The following is a 22,213-nucleotide window of genomic DNA, read 5'->3' as shown; positions in this document are numbered from 1 at the left end:
GAATAATGACCCGCTTTCGCAACCTCGCGCTGTCCTTTGCCAGCGTCCTCACCCTCGCCGCTTGCGCGGTCGGCCCGAACCATGTCGCGCCGACGCCCAAGGCGGCGGCCGCCGGCGCCTTCGTCGCCGCGGCCAATCCCGCCTTCACCGCCGCCGAACCCGCGGGCGAATGGTGGCGGCTCTACCAGGATCCGGTGCTCGACACGCTGGTTGCGGACGCGCTCGTCCACAACACCGATCTGCGCGTCGCCACCGCCAACCTATCTCGCGCAAGAGCCCAGCTGCGCGAGACCCGCGCCGGCCGCCTACCCCAAGCAACGGTCGGCGCGGGAGCAACCTATGGCCGGATTCCCGCGGTTCAGGCTCCCCCAGGGATCGACCGTACCGATTCAAGCTTCGATGTGGGCCTCGACATTTCCTATGAGGTCGATCTGTTCGGACGGGTGAGCCGTTCGATCGAGGCGGCGCGCGGCGATGCCGAGGCAGTCGAAGCCGCGCGCGATGCGGTGCGGGTCGCGGTCGCCGCGGAAACGGCGCGCGCCTATGCAGATGCCAGCGCCGCCGCCGAGCGGCTGGGCGTCGCCGAACGCACGGTCGCACTGATCGACCAGACCCTGAACGTCACCACCAAACGCTTCGAAGCGGGTCGCGGCACGCGACTCGACGTTGCCCGCGTCGCATCCCTCCGCGACCAGCAACGCGCCGCGCTGCCGCCGCTTCGTGCCGAGCGTGACGGGGCATTGTTCCGCCTCGCCACGCTCACCGGTCGCGCGCCTGCCGAGCTCCCGCAAGAGGCGGGCGCGCGCCGGACGATCCTGCGGCTCGATCAGGCGATCCCCGTCGGCGACGGCCGCGCGCTGATCGCGCGCCGCCCCGACGTGCGCCAGGCGGAACGACGGCTGGCGGCGGAGACCGCGCGCATCGGCGTCGCCACCGCCGATCTCTATCCGCGCATCAGCTTCGGTGCATCGATCGGCGCGACAGGGCCGTCGATCGGCGATCTCTTCACCGGCGGCCCCTTCCGCTGGCTGCTCGGCCCGCTGCTCAACTGGTCCTTCCCCAACCAGGAAGCGAACCGGGCTCGGATCGAACAGGCGGAAGCATCATCGGCGGCGGCACTCGCCGGCTTCGACGGCACCGTGCTCAATGCATTGCGCGAGACCGAGACCGCGCTGTCGGCCTATGCCCATGAACTCGACCGGAGGATCGCGCTCAACGATGCCCGCAGCCAGGCGGAAACCGCCGCGCGACTGGCCCGCATCCAGTTGCGCGAAGGCAAGATCGATTCGCTCGCGGTGCTCGACGCCGAACGCTCGCTGGCCCAGGCCCAGGCCGATCTCGCCTTGTCCGATGCCCGCGTCGCCACCACCCAGGTCGACCTGTTCCGCGCGCTCGGCGGCGGCTGGCAGATGCAGACGACGGGCGGCTGAACCGAAGCGGCTGCATAGCTGTGTAAACATCAAATCAAACTGGACCCGGCTCAGATCGAGCCAGGTTCTTTTTTGCATATCCGGGTAGCTCTTGCCATTCGCCCCCTCTCATTATAAAACATGTTAAATAATTATTCGCCGAGAGGGGTGATATGAGGAAGTGCGTCATTTCCGTCGCTATCGTTGCGGCGCTGGTGTCGGGCACGGCATCGGCGGAGCAGGCAGCTCCAGCGGAAACCAGTGCCGACCGCGCCTTCAACGAGGATCGCGATATCGGCGCCTACGCTCCGTCCGTCACCAGGCATGCCGGCACCTTCCACGGACAGAAGATCCGCTACACCACGACGGCGGGCCGCATTCCGATCACCGGGCCCGACGGATCGACCGACGCGCAGATCTTCTATGTCGCTTATACCAAAGACGGCGTTCCGCCGGGGCAGCGCCCGATCATCTTCCTGTCCAATGGGGGGCCGGGCGCGGCGACGGCCTGGATGCATATGGGCGGCGTCGGCCCCCGCAAGATCCTGCTCAATGCCGATGGTTCGGTGCCGCCGCCGCCCGCGCGGCTCGTCGATAATCCGGAGAGCGCGCTCGACCGCGCCGATCTGGTGTTCATCGACGCGCCGGGAACCGGGTTCAGCCGCGTGGCGAACGATCAGACCAAAGCCAGGCTCTATACGCGCGACGGCGATCTTCAGGCCTATGCGGCCTTCATCCAGACTTATCTGCGTTCGAACAACCGCTTCGGATCGCCGCTCTACCTGTGGGGCGAAAGCTATGGCTCGTTCCGCGTGGCTGGCCTGTCCGATGTGCTCGTGCGGCAGGGCATTCCCCTGAAGGGCGTGATTCTGCTCTCCTCCGCGCTCGACTTCCACGTCACCGAACCCGGCATGACCAACGACCTGCCCTATCAGCTCCTGCTGCCCTCCTATGCCAGCGTCGCAGCCTTCCACGGGCTGCTGCCGGGGCTCAAGGACGACGACGCGATGCGGCGCGAGGTCGAGGACTGGTCGTTCAACATCTATGGCCCCGCCCTCGCCAAGGGCAGCAAGCTGACCGGCGAGGACCGCGCGAAGATCGTCGCCGGGCTGGCGCGCTATACCGGGCTAGAAGCTTCGGTGATCGAAATGCACAATCTGCGCATCGAGGTTCCCGAATTCATGAAATATCTCAATGCGTCGCGGAAGCTGGTGACCGGCCGCGTCGACGGGCGACTGCTCGGCCCGGCGCCGGAGGCACGGGTCGAGGAGCCTTTCTACGATCCGGCGATGGGCGCGCTGACTCCCGCCTTTTCCTCCGCGACAAGCCAGTATCTGCTGGAGGAACTCCGGGTCGATATCCCGATCCCCTATCGCATGTATTCACGCGACGTGGCGGTACGCTTCGCCCTGGCCGGCCCCGCCCGCTACGGGCAGCTCGGCTATCCGGAAACGCTGAGCGCGCTCCAGTCGACCTTCGTCAAGGACAGGAATTTCCGGATCCTCTCGATGCAGGGCCTGTACGATCTGGCCACCCCCTTCGCGTCGATGGAGTTTTCGCTCGATCACATGCCTGTCCCGCAAGATTATCTTTCGAACATCGTCCATGTCCGTCTGCCGGCCGGGCACATGGCCTATGACGACGCCGCGGCACTCAAACAGATGAACCAGGCCGTGATCTCCTTCCTCGATTCGGCGAAATGATCGAAAGCGAAGCGGTCGGCCTGCTCAGGACGCTGGTCGGCTTCCCGACCGTCAGCAGCGAAAGCAATCTGGACCTGATCCGCTGGATCGCCGCCTATCTCGACCGCCACGGGATCGAATCCCGGCTGAGCTTCGACGAAACCGGGCGCAAGGCGAATCTGTTCGCGACGGTGGCACGGGGGAACGACGCGGTCATCCTGTCGGGCCATACCGACGTGGTTCCCGTCGCCGGGCAGTCATGGGCCAGCGATCCCTTCGCGATCGCCGAACGCGACGGTCGCCTCTACGGGCGCGGAACCTGCGACATGAAGGGATTCATCGCGGTCGCGCTCGCGCTGGTTCCGCGCATCGGCCAGACGCATGGCCGTGGCGTCCACCTGGCCTTCTCCTATGACGAGGAGATCGGGTGCCTGGGCGTCCGCAGGCTGCTCGATACCTTGCCCGTCGACCGCACCTTGCTGGCCGGCTGCATCATCGGCGAGCCCACCAACATGCGTGCCATCATCGGCCACAAGGGCGCGGGCATGTACGCGTTCACGGTGACCGGCCTAGCCGCCCATTCCTCACTCGCTCCCCGCGGGGTGAACGCCATCCACTATGCGAGCCGGCTGATCGCCCATCTCGGCGAGATCGCGCGCGATCTCGAGCGAACCGAGAAGCGGCACCAGGGCTATGACGTCCCCTTCTCGACCATTCAGGTCAATCGCATCAGCGGCGGGACGGTCGGCAATATCGTCGCGGACCGTTGTGAATTCGTGGCCGATATCCGGTCACTGCCCCATACCAGCCATCGGCGGTTGCTGGACGCGGTCGAGGATTACATCGAGCGTGAACTTCTGCCCGAAATGCGCACGATCTTCCCCGACGCCTCGATCGGCTGGCGCCAGGTGGGAGATGTGCCGGGTTTCTCGATCGACGAGGATTCGCGTTTCGTGCGCGATGTGAAACGCGCGCTCAGCAGCAACGAACCGGGCGGCCATGTCGCATTCGGAACCGAGGCAGGATTGTTCGAACGCGCGGGCATCCCGACCTTGGTCTGTGGTCCCGGTTCGATCGAGCAGGCGCACAAGCCGGACGAGTTCGTCGAGATCGCACAGCTCGACCGATGCGAACGCATGCTTTCGGCGCTGCTGCTGCGCCGCTGACCGGCGCCCGTTCAGCGGGCGTCTTGCAGCACCTCGTCATAGAATGCGCCGATATCGCTGCGCAGTTCCGGCATCACCGCATCGTCAAGATAGATCATGTGGCCGGAGCGATAATAGCGAAGCGTGACGCGGTCGCGGCTGGCCGCGCCCAGACCGAGCCGCGCCAGATCGAATTCGGCGCCGTGAAAAGGCGTCATCAGATCGTAATAGCCGTTGAGCGCGAGGATCTTGAGACCAGGCATGCGGCGCATCGCAACCGCGAGATCGGGCACGCTGTTCGCCAGGCTGTTCTGCCGCTCGCCCTCCGGCGGCCGGTGCGACCAGTCCCAAGCCCCCATGATCATGCGGCTGTCGCCCAGCACATAGTCGAGATCCGACCGGTAGTTGAGCGTGCCGCGCACATAGCCGTCGAAGACCGACGCGAACGCCCCTTTGACCTGCGCATCGCTGGGATCGTAGGTCGCCTGCGCACCGGCCATCTCGGTTTCCCGGCCGGCATAGCGCGTATCCATCGCGCCGACGCTCATCGACCGGTCGAGCAGCAACTGGCGACGGAACGTGTCGAGCCCGATCCGCAGCCCGCTGCGCTCGATGTAATCGGCTGGCAGGCCGATCAGCCGACTCATCTCAACGGCGACCGCCGTTCGTTCCGCCGGGTCGATCAGGTCACCCTTCGCCAGCGCCGCCGCATAGGGGTCCCGCGCAAAGGTCCGCGCGCGATCGAGCAGCGCCGGCAGACCCCCATCACCATGCGCGATCCGGCCGTGATATTGAGCGGTGGCGGCATAGGTCGGCAGAAGATCGATCGCGGCCTGATCGAGACCGGGCGCGAAATGACCGAAATTCAGGATCGTCGACATCAGGATGATGCCGCTGAGATCGATGCCCCGCTCGTGAAGGCGCGGCGCGAGATTGGCCGCGCGCATCGTGCCATAGGATTCACCGAACAGGAATTTCGGCGCGTTCCAGCGGCCGGTGGCGGTCAGATAGCGGGCGATCGCCTGGGCGAAGCTGTCGGCGTCCTGGTCGTTGCCCCAGAACAGCCGATTGCCCGCGGAGTCGGCGGCGCGCGAAAAGCCCGTGCCGACCGCGTCGAGAAAGACGAGATCGCTCTTGTCGAGCAGTGAGAAGCGGTTGTCGGTCAGGGCAAAGGGCGGCGCCAGTCCATTGCCGGATTGGGCATCGCCGGGTTGGGGCGCCCGCAGCCTTACGGGCGCGAACGCCCCCATATGCAGCCAGATCGTCGAGGATCCGGGGCCGCCGTTGAAGAAGAAGGTGACCGGCCTTGGCGGCGATCCGGCCGGTTGCGGCATGCTATAGGCAACGAAGAACATCCGGCCACGCTCGATATCGCGATCGTCGCGCAGCCCGATCGTGCCGGCAGTGCTTTCGTAGCGAACCCGCCTGCCGCCGATCGTTCCGGCATGCGTGGCGCGGGTCCACGCATCGGCGCCCGCATTCGCCCCTTCCCCGCCGCTTGTCTCAGTCGCCGGGGTCGCGTGGCCAGGCCCCACGATCGCGATGCAAAGCAGTGTCGAGAGAATAGCCACACGGCGCAGTTTCGAGAATATCTTTAACATTGCATCTATCCAATTTTCATAAATATCATTTCATATCAATGATATAATTAAGATCATATTCCCTATTGCATCATGATTATATAACACGTTAAATTAATTCAAGCGACTCGATGGTTGGGTTGCGACCGGCGGCGCAGACCCCGATCAACGAACCGGGCAGCCGCAAGAAACTAAAAGGGGACGGGAGTATGGGAATCGAGTTCACACGGACCGGATTTCGCGCGGCGCTGCTTGCCGGATGCGCCATGGCGGCCCTGCCGACGGCGGCGCATGGCCAGGAAGCCGAGGCCCCCGAAGCCGGACAGCCGACGGAAACAGAGATCGTCGTCACCGGCTCGCGCATCGCGCGAAAGGATTATACGTCCAACAGCCCGATCGTCTCGATCGGCGCGGAACAGCTCAAGGCCACCAATTCGGTCACGATGGACGATGTCCTGTTCCGCCTTCCCGAAGTGACGCCGGCCTTCGGTCAGGGATCGAACGACACGACGACGAGCGGCGTCACAACGATCGGCCTCAGGGGCCTGGGCGCGCCGCGCACGCTGGTCCTGCTCGACGGCCGCCGCCTGACCGCCGCGACCTATACCGGCGCGGTCGACCTCAACATCATTCCCAAGAGCCTGATCGAAAGCGTCGAGGTCATTACCGGCGGCGCCTCGGCGGCCTATGGCTCCGACGCGGTCGCCGGCGTCGTGAACTTCCGCCTCAAGAAGAATTTCACCGGCATCCAGGTCAGCGCCCAGACCGGCATCACCGAACGCGGTGACGGCGCCACACAGGAAGTGTCGTTCACGGCAGGCGGCGGCTTCGCCGACGGCCGGGGCAATGCGGTACTGACGCTCGAATGGATGAACCGTGACGGCGTCAACAATCGCGACCGCGCCTTTTCGGCGGTCAGCCGCCCCTCCTCATCGCTGCCCTTCGGCGCGTTCAATCCCAATGCCGCCAACCTGCCGAGCCAGAGCGCGGTCGATGCGGTGTTCAGCCGCTACGGTATCGCATCGGGTTCGGTCCGTGCGACCGGCAACCTCGCCTTCAACACCAACGGCACGCTGTTCGCACCGACCGGATCGTTCAACTATCTGGGCGGCGCACAGGACATGCTGTCGATCGGCGGCAACAGCTTCTACAATTCAAGCGGCGTCAACGGCCTGACCATTCCCTTCGAACGCTATGGCGTGTTCGGCAAGGTCGATTACGAAGTGCGTGACGGCCTGACCGTCTATGCGCATGCCGGATATCAGCACGTCACCTCGGGCACGGTCTTCGCACCGGGCTTCGCCACCGTCACCGTGCCCATCGGCAATCCGTTCATTCCCGCCGACCTTCGCCAGATCCTCGCTTCGCGGCCAAACCCGAATGCGAGCTTCACCGTCACCAAGCGTTTCGCCGATGTCGGCGCGCGTACCGCGAGTTCGACGACCAACGGCTATACGCTGATGGCCGGCGTGAAGGGCGACCTCGCCTTTATCGACGGCGGGTTCGACATCTATGTCTCGCGCGGCCAGCAGACCGCCGACCAGCATGACGAGAATGGCGTCAGCCTCTCCGCGCTGAACAGTCTGATCAACGCCGCCGATGGCGGCGCGGCGGCGTGCGGCGGCTACAACATCTTCGGGAACCAGCCGAGCGGCCGCTGCGCGGCCTATATCCGCCGCAATACGCTGCGCGTGACCGAGGCGAGCCAGGACATGGTCGAAGCCTCCATCCAGGGCCGGCTGTTCAAGCTGCCCGCCGGCGACGTCCGCTTCGCCCTGGGCGCCGATTATCGCAAGGACAGCTTCGATTTCACTCCCGATTCCGGCCTGGCTTCGGGCGATGTGGTGAGCTTCGCGACCGGCGCTATCCCGGCGGTCAGCGGATCGACCAACGTCAAGGAGGTCTTCGGCGAAATCCTGGTGCCGGTGCTGCGCGGCCTGCCCTTGATCCAGGAACTGAACCTGAGCGCCGGCTATCGCTATTCGGACTACAATACCTCGGGCGGCATCAGCACCTATCGCTTCGAGGGTGACTGGCGCATGACCGACTGGCTGCGCCTGCGCGGCGGCTATGCGCGCGCCGCGCGCGCGCCGAATGTCTACGAACTCTATTCGCCCCAGACCCCGACCGCCCCGGTGGTCGGCGCGCCCGGTATCGTCGGCCAGGGCGATCCCTGCGACATCCGGGGCGCCTATCGCACCGGCGCCAGCGCTTCGCAGGTCCGGTCACTCTGCCTTGCCCAGGGCGTTCCCGCGAACATCGTCGACAGCTATATCTTCACCAACACGCAGTTGACCGATGGCGCGCTGACGGGCGGCAATCCCAATCTGACCCCGGAAAAGGCGGACACCTATACGATCGGCGCCGTATTGCAGCCGAAACTGGCTGGCGGACCGATCTCGCGCCTGTCCTTCTCGGTCGATTATTATCATATCTCGCTGAAGGACGCGATCGGCACGCTGGACGGCGCCAATGCGCTGCGCCGCTGCTACAATATCGGCGGCTACAATCCTCAATATGCGACCGACAATCCCTATTGCTCGCTGTTCCGCCGCGATCCGGCGACCGGCCAGATCAACGGCGTCTCGACCTTCAACCTCAATCTCGGCCGCATCGTCACCTCGGGCATCGATGCGACGCTCCAGACCCGGTTCGATATCGGCGAGGACAAGCTGGACCTGACGGCGACGCTCAACTGGACCGAACAATATACGACCACCAACCTGCCCGGCGATACGCCCACGAACCTGGCCGGATCGATCGGCAGTTCAGCCGGCAGCAGCGCGGGCGTCTCGGCCGCCTTCCCCAAATGGAAAGGCGTCGTGAACCTCAGCTATTCGACGGGCGCGTTCCAGTTCGGCGGGCAATGGCGCTATCTGTCGAAGATGCGCGACGTCTCGGCGATCGGCGTCGCCAACTCCACGGCGATCGGCACGCCCGCCTACCACTATTTCGACCTGAACGCCGAGTGGCGGGTGAACAAGAGCTTCGCGATGCGCCTGGGCGTGGTGAACCTGACCGACAAGCAACCGCCGGTCTATACCAGCTTCTACCAGTCCAACACCTATCCCGGCGTCTACGATGTGCTCGGCCGGAGCTTCTTCGTCGGTGCCACGGCGAACTTCTAAACGGGCATGCGGGTCTCGGCGGATCGCGTCGAGGCCCGCACCCTATTCCTCGTTATCCTTGATGGCTGCGTCGAGGTTCTCCAGCAACATGTCGAGCAGCGCGCCGAGCTGAGCGACATCGCCTTGGTCCATCCGCCGTGCGAGCGACTGGTAGAATGGATCGAAGCGGGGAATGATCTCGTCGATGATCCTGAGCCCCTCGGGCGTGATCGAATGGAGGCTGCGGCGCGCATCGAGCCGGCTGCTGCGGCGGGTGACCAGCCCGCGCTGATCCAGATCGCGCAGGATCCGCGTCAGGCTGGGACCAAGCAGGATCGCGCGTTCGGCGAGCGCCGCGGTATCGATCTCGTCCACCGTGCTCAGCACACGCAGCACCCGCCATTGCGGATCGGTCAGGTCGACTTCCTGGAACGCGCCACGGAACAGCGCCATGAATGCTTCGCGCACGCGGATGATCTTGACCGGCAGTTCGCGGCATTCGGCGCGGTGGCTGGCCGAGCCCGCATATTTGCGGCCGTAGAGAAGAGCGGTTTGCTGGTTCATTCGGAAAACCCGGCTTTGATGAACATGTGAAATTTTGTTCCGATTCCCATGGATCGTAGCGAAAGCCAATGCAGTTTCTGCTTGCCCGAAGCGAGTCGATAATAGATAACGCGTTAAATAATTCGACGCTGATACGAGAGGGCCGCGATGTTGAGCGCCTATGATCTGCCGCAGGGCAGTTTTGAATCCGAACTGACGCTGGTCGCCAAGGGCACGCCGATGGGCGAACTGCTCAGGCGTTATTGGCACCCCGTCGGCCTGGCGGAAGACGCGACCGCGCGTCCGAAGCTGATCCGGGCGCTTGGCGAGGATCTGATCCTGTTCCGCGACGGCGCCGGCCGGCCGGGGCTGCTGCATCCGCGCTGCGCGCACCGCGGCGCCTCGCTCCTCTACGGGCGGACCGAGGAGAAGGGGATACGCTGCTGCTATCATGGCTGGCTGTTCGATGTGGACGGGCGCTGCGTCGAGCAACCCTGCGAACCCAATGGTGGCGCGCGCACGGCCGCCAATGTGCGGCAGCCCGGCTATCCCGTCGAAGAACGCTACGGCCTGATCTTTGCTTATATGGGCCCGCCCGAGCAGCGCCCGCTGCTGCCGCGATACGATGTCCTCGAGGAGATCGAAGACGGCGAATGGATCGAAGCCGACGACAGCAGCATCGGCAGCGGCGGCCCGGTGATCGTGCCGTGCAACTGGCTCCAGCATTTCGAGAATGTGATGGACCCGTTCCACGTGCCGATCCTGCACGGCACGTTCAGCGGCACCCAGTTCGTCGAGCAGATGAACGTGATGCCCAATGTGAAGTTCGAAGCCACCGAGCGCGGCATCCGCAGCACCCAGTTGCGTGACCTCGGCGAAGGCCGGGTGCACCGGCGCCAGACCGAAGCGGTGCTGCCGACGATCCGGGCCGTCGCCAATCCCCGCGCCCCCAAGGACGGCCCCTGCAGCTTGCTGGGCTGGGTCCTGCCGATCGACGATACGTCGTTCCGCATCTATTCGGCCGGCCGCGTGACCGAGAGCGGCGCATTGAAGCAGATCCGTTCACGCATGAACGGCAAGCTGTGGCACGAACTGACCGAGGAAGAGCACCAGATCTATCCGGGCGATTACGAAGCACAGGTGAGCCAGGGCGACATCACGCTCCATTCCGACGAGCATCTCGTGACCTCGGATCGCGGCATCGGCATGTTGCGGCGGCTCTACCGCCAGCAGATCGCCGCGATGGAGGCGGGCACCCCACCCATGGGCACGCGCTTCGCCGGCGACGACGATCTCGTCCGTCTGGATGCGGGAACCGAGATCCTGAACGCTTGAGCGCGGCTCAGGGTCTGGCGAGCGCGAAACAGGCGGAATAGTCGAGCCCGGCCGAAACTCCGTCCGCTACGCGCGCCTTGACGTCTGCCGCGACGCTCTCGCGCGCGACGGTCATCGCCGCATCGGTCTCCGGTCCCGATTTACCCTCGCCCCGCAAGGCCTCTCGCGCCTTGTGGTCGAGGATCGACGCGATCGTCGCCAGCCGCTTCGCATCCTCGGACAGGCCGTAGCGGCCATGTTCCTCGTCATAGGCGAGCTTCAGCATCGCGGCGCATTGCGGCAACCCTGGCGGCGGTGGCGGCGGCGCTTCCTTGCGCATCAGGGCCAGGCAGGCCTCCACATCCTCGTCGGGCAAGGCCTTCGCCTTCTGGCGCTCGGCGACGGCCGCCACGATCGCATCGCGCACCTGTTCGCGCGTACGGCCGGATTGCTTCATCACGCGTTCGCCCACGATCTGCGCCAGGCGGGCGCCGTCCTCCCCCACCGGCGGCCAGCGGGTTTCGCCGCGCTGTTGCTCATAGGCGACGACGGCGAGTGTCGCGACGCAGCCGATATCGCGCTGCTGCGCCGCGTCGAGCGGTGCCGCGGCAAGCAACATGACCAGCTCAAGCACCGATCGGTCCGAGCGCCTTCACGCGATAACAGGGTTTGAGATCGAAGTTTTCAGGTGGTTCGCGCACCGCGCGGCGCTCGGCCGCGATCAGCGCATCGGCCGCCGCCGCAGGATCGGCAGCCGCACGCTGCTCCGCCACCACGATCGCGCGCAGCGCCGCGGTGTCCTGGGCAAAAGCGGCGGTCATCGCGGGATCGCCGCTCTTCTGCTTCAACTGATCGAGCGTGATCGCGAACAAGGCGGCGCAGCGCGCCGCACTCGGCAAGGCCGACGTGGCGGGGGGCGCTTCCTGCCCGAAAGCAAGCAACAGCAATACGGCGGAGAGCCAGGATGTCATGGCGACTGATTGCCACGCCACGTCGCGCTTGAAAACCGCGGACATGATCGCGACAAGCGGGCCGTGCCGCGCTTCACCCCGATTCTCGCGCTCCTCGCCGGGCTCGCCTCCGCCACGGGCTTCGCGCCGCTGGGCCTGTGGCCCGTAACGCTCGCCTGTTTCGCATTGCTGCTCAACCTTGTCCGCGAAGCGCCCACGCTCCGGCGCGGGCTGCTGATCGGCTGGCTGTTCGGCGTCGGGCATTTCACCGTCGGGCTCAACTGGATCGCCCATGCCTTCACCTTCCAGGACGCGATGCCGCACTGGTACGGATATGGCGCGGTCGTGCTGCTGTCGCTCTATCTCGCCGTCTATCCGGCGATGACGGCGGGTCTCGCCTGGCGCTGGGGCCGCGATCACGGGCCGGCCTATGTGCTGATCTATGCCGCCGCCTGGATCGTCACCGAATGGCTGCGCGCGACGATGTTCACGGGTTTCGCCTGGAATCCATTGGGCGCGATCGCCTATGACCAGCCGACCGCGCTGCTTGCCCGATGGACGGGCACCTATGGCCTGTCGGGTCTGCTCATGGCACTTTTCGGCGCCTGGATGCTGGCATTTCGCCGCTTCGCCCTGCCGATCACCTCGCCGAAAGCGCTTGTCTTCGCCGCCGGCCTCGTTGCGTTTCCGCTGGTCGTCTTCGCAAGCCTGCCCGCCTGGCGCGCGCCGCTTCCCGCAAAGGGTGCGCTGATCCGTATCGTCCAGCCCAATATCGGCCAGGAAACCAAGTACGACCCGGCCCAGGACGCCGCCAATTTCCGGAAACTCGCCACGCTTTCGGGCCAGCCGGGCGCAGCGCCGCGACTGCTGCTCTGGCCCGAAGCGGCGGTGCCCGAATATCTCGACGAGGATGTCTTCGCGCGCGCCCGTGTCGCGGCATTGCTCGGTCCGCGCGATATCCTGCTGCTCGGCGCCACCAAGCGTTACCGGGAAAACAAGTTCGTCGGCGACTATGTCGAGGAACGCACGATCGGCGGACGCAATTCGATGTATGCGATGGATTCGGCAGGCCGCCTGCTACATCGCTACGACAAGGCGCATCTCGTTCCCTATGGCGAATATCTGCCAATGCGCCCGATCCTGTCGGTGATCGGCCTGTCGCGGCTGGTGCCAGGCGATGTCGATTTCTGGCCCGGCCCTGGCCCGCAAAGCTATGCGCTGCCGGGCTTCGGCAAGACGGGCGTGCAGATCTGTTATGAGATCATCTTTTCGGGCCAGGTGATCGATCGCGCCGATCGCCCCGATTTCCTGTTCAATCCGTCCAACGATGCCTGGTTCGGCAGTTGGGGCCCGCCGCAGCACCTCGCCCAGGCGCGGCTACGCGCGGCGGAGGAAGGCATTCCGGTGATCCGTTCGACGCCGACGGGGATTTCGGCGGTGGTCGATGCCGATGGCCGCCTGCTCGCCAGCGTGCCGCATCTGCGCGCGGGCTTCATCGAAACCCGCCTGCCCGCCCCCCATGCGCCGACGCTGTTCGCGCGGCTGGGAAACATCCTGCCACTGGTGCTCGCAGTTTTTCTTGGCGCTCTCGGCGTTGCCTTGCGCCGCCGTCGCGGCTAAGGCGATTTCCGCATTTAAAGCTTTCCTTATATCTGCGGGTTTTCAGCGATGCGTAGCAACTATCTCTTCACGTCCGAGTCCGTTTCCGAAGGCCATCCCGACAAGGTTTCCGACCAGATCTCGGACGCCATCGTCGATCTGTTCCTGTCCAAGGATCCGGAAGCGCGCGTCGCGTGCGAAACGCTGACCACCACGCAAAAGGTCGTGCTGGCCGGCGAGATCCGCGGCAAGGGCATCATGGACGAGGCCGGCAACTGGGCGCCTGGCGTGCCCGAGGAAATCGAAAAGGCTGTCCGGGAGACCGTGAAGCGCATCGGCTATGCGCAGGACGGCTTCCACTGGCAGACCCTCGATTTCTCGAACAATCTCCACCCGCAGTCCGCCCATATCGCGCAGGGCGTTGATGCATCGGGCAACAAGGACGAAGGCGCCGGCGATCAGGGCATCATGTTCGGTTTCGCCTGTAACGAGACGCCCGACCTGATGCCGGCGACGCTCTATTACAGCCACAAGATCCTCGAGCGCATGGCCGCCGACCGCCATTCGGGCGCGGCACCTTTCCTGGAGCCCGACGCCAAGAGCCAGGTCACGCTGCGCTTCGAGAATGGCGAGCCGGCCGCCGCGACCGCGATCGTCGTCTCCACCCAGCACGCCAAGGGTTATGACGAAGGCGCCAACGAAGCCGAGCTTCACGCCTATGTGAAGAGCGTGGTGGCGGACATCCTGCCCGCCAAGCTGCTGTCGGACGCGACCGAATATCACATCAATCCCACCGGCAGCTTCGAGATCGGCGGGCCGGATGGCGATGCGGGCCTGACCGGCCGCAAGATCATCGTCGACACCTATGGCGGCGCCGCGCCGCATGGCGGCGGCGCCTTTTCGGGCAAGGATCCGACAAAGGTCGATCGTTCGGCTGCCTATATCACCCGCTATCTGGCGAAGAACATCGTCGCGGCCGGCCTCGCCAAGCGCTGCACGATCCAGCTCGCCTATGCGATCGGCGTCTCCAAGCCGCTGTCGCTCTATGTCGATACGCACGGTACCGGCACCGTCGGTGACGACAGGATCGAACAGGCGATCATGGCGATCGAGGATCTGGGCGGCCTGACCCCGCGCGCGATCCGCACGCATCTGGGCCTTAACAAGCCGATCTATCAGAAGACCGCGGCCTATGGCCATTTTGGCCGCACGCCCGAGGGTGATTTCTTCCCCTGGGAGCGCACCGATCTGGTCGAGAAGCTCAAGGCCGCCGTCTGAGCCGGCACGCGCAAGCGTTCATATCATGCTAGTTTCCCCGCCGACTCGTTCGGTGGGGAAATGGCATGCGAACTCTTCTACCCATGGTTTTCGTCGCGGCATCGATTGCCGCCACTTCGGCCTCGGCCGCCTATCCCACCGATGGCTGGACGCTGCCGATGAAGGCGGCGAAGCTGACGCCAGTCCAGAAGGACGCGATCATGCGCGCGGCGGGTTTCGCCAAGGCCGGCGGCCAGTGGAAGGGCTGCGACGGCATGTCCGACGCGTCGATCACCGATGACGGCGTTGCCGGCGCCGCGATCCGCGATCTCAACGGCGACGGCCGCCCCGAAGTGATCGTGATGGACGAGGGCATCGCCTGCTACGGCAATACCGGCTTCCACTTCACCATCGTCACGCCGACACCGACCGGCTGGAAACGATGGTACGACGAAACCGGCATCCCGAATTTCCTGGCCACGAAGGGCGCGGGCGGCTGGGCCGATATCGAAGTCGGCGGCCCCGGCTTCTGCTTTCCGGTAAAGCGCTGGAACGGGCGGCAATATGTGCTGGTGCGCCAGCAATATGAGGGCAAGCCCTGCCGGCGGTGATGCCGATCGGGCAGACATGCCGTTGCCCGCTGGACGGTGCTCGTCTAGGGGGCACGCCATGAACGATCCAGCCAGCATCCGCCGCCTCTATGGCCGCGCCAAGGGCCATAAACTGCGTCAGGGCCAGGCGCAGCTCGTCGAGGAACTGCTGCCCGCGCTGAGCGTACCTGAAACCGGCGACGTCACCGCCACGGGGCTGTTCGGCGATGATCGCCCGCTGCATTTCGAGATCGGCTTCGGATCGGGCGAGCATCTCGCCTATCGCGCGGACCTGCTGCCCGATCACGGCTTCATCGGCTGCGAACCCTTCCTGAACGGCGTCGTCGGCGCGCTGATGCATATCCGTGACGGTCATCTCCCCAATGTCCGCCTGCACATGGGCGATGCGCTCGACGTGCTGGAACGCGTGCCCGACGGATCGCTGCGCTTCGTCTATCTGCTCCATCCCGATCCCTGGCCCAAGGCGCGCCACGCCAAGCGCCGGATGATGAATCACGGCCCGCTCGATCTGATCGCATCGAAGCTCCAGCCCGGCGGTGAGTTCCGGCTGGGCACCGACGACCCGACCTATTGCCGCTGGTCGATGATGGTGATGAACCAGCGCAGCGACTTCGAATGGCTGGCGAAGGAGGCGAAGGATTTCCTCGTCCGCCCCGGCGGCTGGCCCGAAACCCGTTACGAAGCCAAGGCTCGCCGCAAGGGCCACGAGGTGTGGTACTTCAGGTACAAACGGCTCTGACGCTTATGGGCGATCCCGGAGCTTCTGCCGCATCCGGGATCGATCCGCTTATACCAAGATGCGATAAGTTCCGCTCACCGAGAGCCGGGGTCAGGCTTCAGCTTCGTCGAGCCCCAGAATCCCTCGGGAAAAGCGGTCAGGCCTTCCAGGCCGGCGCGGCGGATCGCGAGATCGGCTTCGCGTTGCGCCGTCAGCAGCGCCTGTTCCTCGTCGACGGTCAGCAGCTTGCGGTCGCGCATCAATATGCGGCCATCGACCAGCACCGTCGCGACATCGGCGCCATTGGCGAAATAGACCACGCGATGGACGGGCATGTTCATCGGCACGAGATGCGGCTTGAACCAGTCGATCAGGATGATGTCCGCCTTCTTGCCGGGTTCCAGCGAACCGATCTCATTCTCTAGCCCCAGCGCGCGCGCCGCATCGACCGTCGCCATTTCCAGCACCTTGCCCGCCGGCAGCACGTTGGAATCATGGAAATAAAAGCGGTGATAGCGCGTCGCCTGGAACATGTGGCGGAACATGTCGTAGCTGCGATCCGGCGCCACGCCGTCCGACCCGAGCATGACGGTGGCGCCCGCGTCGATCAGTTCGGTCGTCGGATTGCGCCCGTACATCGAGAAGATCGCGCTGGGATTGTGCGAGATGCGCGTTCCCGTCGACGCGATCAGCCCGATCTCCTCTTCGGTCAGGCTGGTCGCGTGCGAGAAGATGGCATCCGGACCGAGCAGCCCGAGCACGTCATTGGCGAACTTGACGGTGCCGCGCGTATGGCCGTCCTGCAGGAAAAATACGTGATGACGCCTGGACATGTCGCGCGCCGTCCGCGCCTCGCGCTTCACCGCTTCGAGCGCCGCGCCCTCCAGCTTGGCGTCCGGGCTGATCGTCGGATAAGCGACCGCCATGTTCACCCGGCCGGCGGCAGCCCCGTTCCATTTGCGGATCAACGTGTCAGCAACCGCGATCTGCTGGTCGAAGGATCGCTCGACATCCTTGCGGGCCTCTCCGTTCCATTCGGTGAACTTGCTGGGATAAGGCCCGCGGCGCGGCCCTACGCCCAGGAACCAGCGGACGCCGATCGCCTCGATCGCGTCCAGATAGGCGTCGCCATATTTGGGATCGTCGACACGATAAACGTCGGATCCGCCCCCGAAAACGTTGACCGAAGTGGTGACACCCGACTTCAGGCGTTCCATCCCGGCAAGCAGCGCGTCCGCTTTCCAGAAATCGACCGTCGAACCGTGAGCGTACATCCGCTCGACCGCCTCGTTCCACTGGTCGCTGTCGGCGCCCAGCGATTTGAACATCGCATGACCGGCATGGCCATGGCCGTCGATCAGCCCCGGCATCACCACCTTCCGGCGTGCATCGATCACCGTGCGCGGACGGAAACGCGCGCGCAGTTCCGTCGTGGTTCCGACGGCAACGATGCGGTTTCCGACAATCGCCACGGCGCCATCCTCGATCACACGGCGAGCGGGATCCATGGTGATGACGGTGCCGTCGGCGATCAGGATATCGGCGGTCTCCCGAGCCGCCGCATGCGCATGCGCCTGCATGAGCACGGCGCACGCCAAGGCAGTGATCGTCAGAGCAATCCTGCGCACAGCGGATCCGGGCCGAGATGTCGCGATGTCTCGCCCGATGCCCATCATTATGCCCCCTTTCCCAATCCCTATTCGGTCAGTGTCGTCCGGGCGACGATGTCACGCCGGATTTCCTGTTCGGTGAACGGCGCGCGGTGCCACGCCTTTCGCGCATAGGCGCGCGTATAGTCGCGATACCAGGGCGAGGCGGGATCGGTGGACTGTGACGGCACTTCCAGCGTGTAAGGCACCACCCCCTTGTCGTCGAAGCCGACGACCTGGATATAGCTGTTGCCATGGCCGCCGATCACCGGCCCCTCCTCCGTGATCTGCGTGCAGGCGATCGCGAAATAGCCCAGCGGACCGCAACCGCCGGCGATCGGGATCTTCGTGCCGTCGGCATCGGTCAGATATTGATAGACGGAACGCGGCGCATCCAGCGCGACACCGCTGCGCTCGATCACACGCACGGCAGCCGCGAACGCCTGTTCGATGGCGGGAAGTTCGGCGTGCAGCCCACGTGGCGTCTCAAGCGGATGCGCCGGGTCGAACGGCACGCTGTAGCGCGTCTCGGACGGGATGGCCTTCATCTCTTCCCAGAAGCGATCCCAGATATGCGCGCCCACGGAGTCGGCATTGCCGCGTCGATCCCATTTCGCGAGAACACCGCAGGCCTTGGACAGATCGACATCGACCGCAGGCTCGGTCAGCCGCACCGCCCCCTTGCGGCACGGTCCTTCCAGCACCGCATCCAGGAACAGTTCGGCGCTCAGCACGCGATTGTTGAGCGTGATGTCGCGCAACAACTCGCTGGTGATGCCGCGTCCCGCAAGACCATCGGCACCGGCGAAACGATCCTGCACCAGGCGATGCCCCATGCGCGTCCGCAAAGACTGTTCGTAATCGACCGCGCCGATGATCGTCGGGTAGCCGGTCAGCGGCGCCTTGGGATTGGCCAGCCAATAGCTGTCATTCATGTTCGCCACATAGTCGCGACGCTCGATCGACGGCAGTTTCGAAACGCCGAGCGCGCCGGGCTGGGGCGTATCGGCATCATTGTCCCACTCGCAATCCGATCGCGAACCGTCGAGCGTCGACTTGCCGACGCCGCAGGCGGCACGCTTGGCATCGCTGACATTGGGCACGGTGCCGATATCGGCATACCAGGCGCGATCGTCGTTGCGCCCCACCGCGACGGTGTTGACCCAGGGAATCGCGACTTCCTCGCGCTGGATGCGGATGAAATCGTCGAGGTTCTTCGCCTGATCCAGGCGCAGCCAATTGCGGTAGAGACGGAAATTCTCGGCATTGACGTCACGGATCGTGAGCGCCTCGGTGCCCGTCCAGCCCGTCGCCAGCATCGATCCGTAATGCGAACGATACAGCGTGCGCGTAACGGTGCGGAGGTTGCCGTCCTCATTCTTCACCTGCACGGTGACCGGCCGTGACGTCATCCGCCGCACCTTGCCGTCGTAAAGATACGCGGTGGGGTCACCGTCGGCGAGCTTGAGCTTGTACAGGGTGAAGCGCGCGGCCGTGGAGACCGTGTGGCTCCAGGCGACATCGCGGTTGAAGCCGACCTGCACCACCGGCACGCCGACGATCGACACACCCTGCACGTCGATCTTGCCGGGTATCTTCAGATGGACCTGCTGGAAGCGATCGACGCTTTTCCAGTACCAGTGCGGATTACCGAGCAGCAGCCCGTGTTTCCCGCCCGTCGCATCGCTGCCGAAGCCGAACATGTTGCTGCCGAAATCGGGATCGCGTTCTGACGGCAGCGTCCAGGCGAGCTGCTGCGCCTTGCCCGGCCGCAGCCCCGCCGATCCCCTGGCGGGCGGCTGCGCGCTGCCGATCGCCTCGATGAAGTTGATCGAACTTGCAGTCAGGGAAAGTGCATAGAGACGGCGATAGACGTCCTCCGCGGTCGCGGCGGTCAGCCAGTCGGCATTGCGGCAATCGGCATGGCGGCCGGCATGCCCGCCACCGCGCACCTCGCCGGCATAGCGGCTGTAGCCCGCAGCATAGCCGGCGATCAGCGCATCGAGATCGGCCGGCTGCGCGCCACGGAAACGCGCGATCTGCGCATCATCCGCCACCTGCCGAAAGAAGAAATCGGATTCGAGATTGACCGCCGTTCCCAGCGTGCCGCCCTTGGGCCGGCGCCCATCGCCGCCGAAATAGCGGGAGCGCTCACCCCGAAAGGTGACGAAGGCGTCGGCGAGGATGCAGAGATTGTCCTCCGCCGCGACATAACCGTACCCATAGCCCAGCCCGCGCCAGTCGCGCGCGGTGATGTGCGGAATACCGAAGCTTGTCCGAACGATGGAAACGCTCGGCTGGCGAGCAAGCGCTGACTGGGAAACCATCGCTGCCGCAATCGCGGATAGCGTGGCGAGCGAACGGCGGATGGCCGATGGCTTACGGCGATGCATTCGCCGGGTAGATCAGACGATGCGGTGCTTGTAAATCGGCAACAATACCGAAAACGGCGCCTTGCGATGCTGCGTTCAGCCCTTCGGTGTCGTCACCCCGGTCAGCGCCAGTTCGGAGAATATCCGCGCCACCTGATCCAGGTCGAGCCGGCCGCTCGGCGAATACCATTGGTAGGACCAGGCGCACATGCCGATGATGCCCAGACCGGTGATCGCGACATCCATGTCGGCCCGGAACTCGCCGGCATCGATGCCGCGCTGGATCAGCTTGCGGAACACATCCTCCAGATCATTGCGCTGCCGACGGACATTCTCGAACTTCGGCCCGGAGAGATAGCGGCGCTCCTGGAAGAAGATCGTCACATTCTCGTGATATTTCTCGAGCGCGTGAAGGATGGCGCCGATCATGCGGCGCAATTGATCGGTCGGTGTCGCTTCCTGCGCCAGCACTTCCTCGATCACGCCAAGCTGATATTCGAGATAGTCGTTGTGGATGAGGAGGAGCAGATCCTCCTTCGAATCGAAATGATGATAAAACGCGCCCTTGGTGACGCCGGCCTCGTCGGCGATATCCTTGACGGCGGTTCCCGAAAAGCCGTCTCGCTTGAACAGTTTCAGGCCCGCCGCGATGATCGATGCACGCGTCTGGACCGGATCATAGGATCGGGCACGCCCCGTCCCGCTCCTGTTCGCTGCATTGGCCATATGTCGCACCCTCATGATTGCCGCCCTCTCAAAGGGTTAGAGCGCGGGGCCGGCGCTTGCAATACCGGCCGGTTGGCTTGACGTCGCTCCCAACGGCAGGATCGGCTTGTATGCCCATTGACCTTTGGCGAACAGGGCTTAACAATTTATTCCGACCGGATGGAATTATGTGAGAGACACATCGTGCAGGTGACCGGAAGTTCGAACCAACTCCCGACGGATCGGGATACGGCGCCCACCGGAACCGAAGCGGACGGCTGGCCCAACCCCGGCCGGGCCTGGTGGCATGTCGTGGTGCTCACGATCGCTTATGTCATCTCATTCGTCGATCGCACGATCATCAGCCTGCTGGTCGAACCGATCAAGGCTGATCTCGGCATCGGCGATACCGAAGTCGCGCTGCTTCAGGGCGTGGCGTTCGGCCTGTGCTACGCGATCATGGGCTTCCCGCTCGGCTGGCTGGCGGATCGGCGATCTCGTCGCGGACTGATCGCGGCGGGTTCGACCTTATGGGGCGTCGCCACCGCCTTTTGCGGAACGGCGGGAAATTTCGTCCAGCTCTTCATCGCCCGCGTCGGCGTGGGCATCGGCGAGGCGAGCCTGTCCCCTGCGGCACTGTCAACGATCAGCGACCTGTTTCCCCGCGACAAGAGAGGCTTGCCGATCGGGCTCTATACCATGGCGGTTTCGCTGGGATCCGGCCTCGCGCTCATCCTGGGCGGCGCGGTGCTCGCCTGGATCGCGACGCTCCCGCCCGTCCGTTTGCCGCTGCTCGGCGCGCTCGCGCCCTGGCAACTGGCCTTCGTCTCGGTCGGCCTGGGTGGAGCGATCCTGATGCTGGTGTTGCTCGCCACCGTCAGCGAGCCGACACGGCGCATGCCGGCCAACCCGGATAGCGCGGCCCCGCAGGGCAGCATCATCGGTTACATGCGCAGCCATTGGCGGTTCTTCAGCCGTCATTATGCCGGGGTCGCGCTCTATTCGATCCTGGTGAGCGGCGTATTGTCGTGGGCGCCGACGCTGTTCATCCGCAAGTTCGGCTGGAGCGCGGGCGATGTCGGGCTGCGCTACGGCCTGTTGTTCCTGATCTTCGGCGGGCTAGGCACGCTGCTCGGCGGCGCGCTCTCAAGTCACCTCCAACGCCGTGGCGTGAAGGGGGCGCCGGTCTGGGTCGCGGGCTGGGGCGTCGCGCTGGTAGCGCCGTTCATGGTGGCGGCAGGATTGGTCGATGACGGCTGGTTCGCACTCGCCTGTTTCGCCCCCGCACTCATGTTCTTCACCTCGCCCGGCGCCACGGCCGTCCAGGCGATCCAGGATGCGACCCCCGGCCATCTGCGCGGTCGCGCTTCCGCCGTCTATTCGTTCGCGGTCACGCTGATCGGCATGAGCGTCGGGCCGCTGGCGGTCGCCTTCTTCACGGAGACGGTGTTCGGCGATCCACAAGCGATCGGTGAAGCGCTCGCGCTCACCGCGGCGATCGCCGCCCCCCTTTCCGGACTGCTGATCCTTTCCGGTGTCCGTCATTTCGAACGCACGAGCGAAGGACTGTAA

General features: G+C 65.0%; 17 protein-coding genes. 10 read left to right on the top strand and 7 right to left on the bottom strand.

What is annotated here, in order from left to right; translation table 11 throughout:
• Positions 1 to 5 precede the first annotated feature (5 nt).
• The 3 genes from ACODTA_RS13570 to argE all read left to right on the top strand — a co-directional run bounded on the left by ACODTA_RS13570 (position 6) and on the right by argE (position 4,257).
• Positions 6 to 1,430: an efflux transporter outer membrane subunit gene (locus tag ACODTA_RS13570; protein ID WP_489066439.1), complete on the top strand. Its 1,425-nt coding sequence runs from the start codon at positions 6 to 8 to the stop codon at positions 1,428 to 1,430.
• Positions 1,431 to 1,582: 152 nt separating this feature from the next.
• The gene (locus ACODTA_RS13565; RefSeq protein ID WP_489066438.1) at positions 1,583 to 3,112 is read left to right on the top strand and encodes a S10 family peptidase; all 1,530 of its coding nucleotides are present in this window, start codon (positions 1,583 to 1,585) and stop codon (positions 3,110 to 3,112) included.
• Entirely contained in the window at positions 3,109 to 4,257 is a 1,149-nt protein-coding gene (gene argE / locus ACODTA_RS13560) for an acetylornithine deacetylase (RefSeq protein ID WP_489066437.1), read from the top strand. Before ACODTA_RS13565 ends, argE begins: the two co-directional genes overlap by 4 nt.
• An 11-nt stretch (positions 4,258 to 4,268) precedes the next feature.
• On the opposite strand, the gene ACODTA_RS13555 is transcribed toward argE, so the two are convergent.
• A complete protein-coding gene (locus ACODTA_RS13555) occupies positions 4,269 to 5,837 on the bottom strand; it encodes a S10 family peptidase (RefSeq protein ID WP_489066436.1) in 1,569 nt (522 codons plus the stop codon).
• 188 nt (positions 5,838 to 6,025) lie between these two features.
• Here ACODTA_RS13555 and ACODTA_RS13550 point away from each other — a divergent pair, with 188 nt between their 5' ends.
• Positions 6,026 to 8,944, top strand: a complete 2,919-nt coding sequence (locus ACODTA_RS13550; protein WP_489066435.1) for a TonB-dependent receptor — start codon at positions 6,026 to 6,028, stop codon at positions 8,942 to 8,944.
• A gap of 42 nt (positions 8,945 to 8,986) precedes the next feature.
• Here the strand turns inward: ACODTA_RS13550 and ACODTA_RS13545 are convergent, their stop codons facing one another.
• On the bottom strand, positions 8,987 to 9,487 hold the full coding sequence (locus ACODTA_RS13545; protein ID WP_489066434.1) for a MarR family transcriptional regulator: 501 nt from the start codon (positions 9,485 to 9,487) through the stop codon (positions 8,987 to 8,989).
• 147 nt (positions 9,488 to 9,634) lie between these two features.
• Between ACODTA_RS13545 and ACODTA_RS13540 the strand changes: the two genes are divergently transcribed.
• On the top strand, positions 9,635 to 10,801 hold the full coding sequence (locus ACODTA_RS13540) for a Rieske 2Fe-2S domain-containing protein (RefSeq protein ID WP_489066433.1): 1,167 nt from the start codon (positions 9,635 to 9,637) through the stop codon (positions 10,799 to 10,801).
• 7 nt (positions 10,802 to 10,808) lie between these two features.
• Here the strand turns inward: ACODTA_RS13540 and ACODTA_RS13535 are convergent, their stop codons facing one another.
• Together ACODTA_RS13535 and ACODTA_RS13530 are read right to left on the bottom strand one after the other, a co-directional pair.
• On the bottom strand, positions 10,809 to 11,399 hold the full coding sequence (locus ACODTA_RS13535) for a hypothetical protein (protein WP_489066432.1): 591 nt from the start codon (positions 11,397 to 11,399) through the stop codon (positions 10,809 to 10,811).
• 7 nt (positions 11,400 to 11,406) lie between these two features.
• Positions 11,407 to 11,796 carry a hypothetical protein gene (locus ACODTA_RS13530; protein WP_489066431.1) on the bottom strand — a complete coding sequence of 130 codons (390 nt, stop codon included), beginning with the start codon at positions 11,794 to 11,796 and terminating at the stop codon, positions 11,407 to 11,409.
• A gap of 18 nt (positions 11,797 to 11,814) precedes the next feature.
• On the opposite strand from ACODTA_RS13530, the gene lnt reads away from it, so the two are divergent.
• The 4 genes from lnt to trmB all read left to right on the top strand — a co-directional run bounded on the left by lnt (position 11,815) and on the right by trmB (position 15,936).
• Positions 11,815 to 13,350 carry an apolipoprotein N-acyltransferase gene (gene lnt / locus ACODTA_RS13525; protein WP_489066430.1) on the top strand — a complete coding sequence of 512 codons (1,536 nt, stop codon included), beginning with the start codon at positions 11,815 to 11,817 and terminating at the stop codon, positions 13,348 to 13,350.
• A 48-nt stretch (positions 13,351 to 13,398) separates the two neighbouring features.
• The gene (gene metK, locus ACODTA_RS13520; RefSeq protein WP_489066429.1) at positions 13,399 to 14,607 is read left to right on the top strand and encodes a methionine adenosyltransferase; all 1,209 of its coding nucleotides are present in this window, start codon (positions 13,399 to 13,401) and stop codon (positions 14,605 to 14,607) included.
• 83 nt (positions 14,608 to 14,690) lie between these two features.
• Positions 14,691 to 15,197, top strand: coding sequence for a hypothetical protein (locus ACODTA_RS13515; protein WP_489066428.1), 507 nt, complete (start codon positions 14,691 to 14,693; stop codon positions 15,195 to 15,197).
• A 58-nt stretch (positions 15,198 to 15,255) separates the two neighbouring features.
• The gene (trmB, locus tag ACODTA_RS13510) at positions 15,256 to 15,936 is read left to right on the top strand and encodes a tRNA (guanine(46)-N(7))-methyltransferase TrmB (protein ID WP_489066427.1); all 681 of its coding nucleotides are present in this window, start codon (positions 15,256 to 15,258) and stop codon (positions 15,934 to 15,936) included.
• Between the two features lie 74 nt (positions 15,937 to 16,010).
• Here trmB and ACODTA_RS13505 read toward each other — a convergent pair whose 3' ends face one another.
• From ACODTA_RS13505 to ACODTA_RS13495, 3 genes are all read right to left on the bottom strand, one after another.
• Positions 16,011 to 17,495 carry an amidohydrolase family protein gene (locus tag ACODTA_RS13505; RefSeq protein ID WP_489066426.1) on the bottom strand — a complete coding sequence of 495 codons (1,485 nt, stop codon included), beginning with the start codon at positions 17,493 to 17,495 and terminating at the stop codon, positions 16,011 to 16,013.
• A gap of 116 nt (positions 17,496 to 17,611) precedes the next feature.
• Positions 17,612 to 19,957 (bottom strand): penicillin acylase family protein, encoded by a 2,346-nt coding sequence (locus tag ACODTA_RS13500; RefSeq protein ID WP_489066425.1) that lies wholly within the window; start codon positions 19,955 to 19,957, stop codon positions 17,612 to 17,614.
• A gap of 75 nt (positions 19,958 to 20,032) precedes the next feature.
• On the bottom strand, positions 20,033 to 20,662 hold the full coding sequence (locus tag ACODTA_RS13495) for a TetR/AcrR family transcriptional regulator (protein WP_489066424.1): 630 nt from the start codon (positions 20,660 to 20,662) through the stop codon (positions 20,033 to 20,035).
• A 183-nt stretch (positions 20,663 to 20,845) separates the two neighbouring features.
• Between ACODTA_RS13495 and ACODTA_RS13490 the strand changes: the two genes are divergently transcribed.
• Entirely contained in the window at positions 20,846 to 22,213 is a 1,368-nt protein-coding gene (locus ACODTA_RS13490; protein ID WP_489066423.1) for an MFS transporter, read from the top strand.

It is taken from the genome of Sphingomonas sp. FG14, assembly GCF_057809675.1.
Note: the sequence above shows the minus strand (reverse complement) of the source record. Positions and strands in the feature narration are given on the sequence as shown.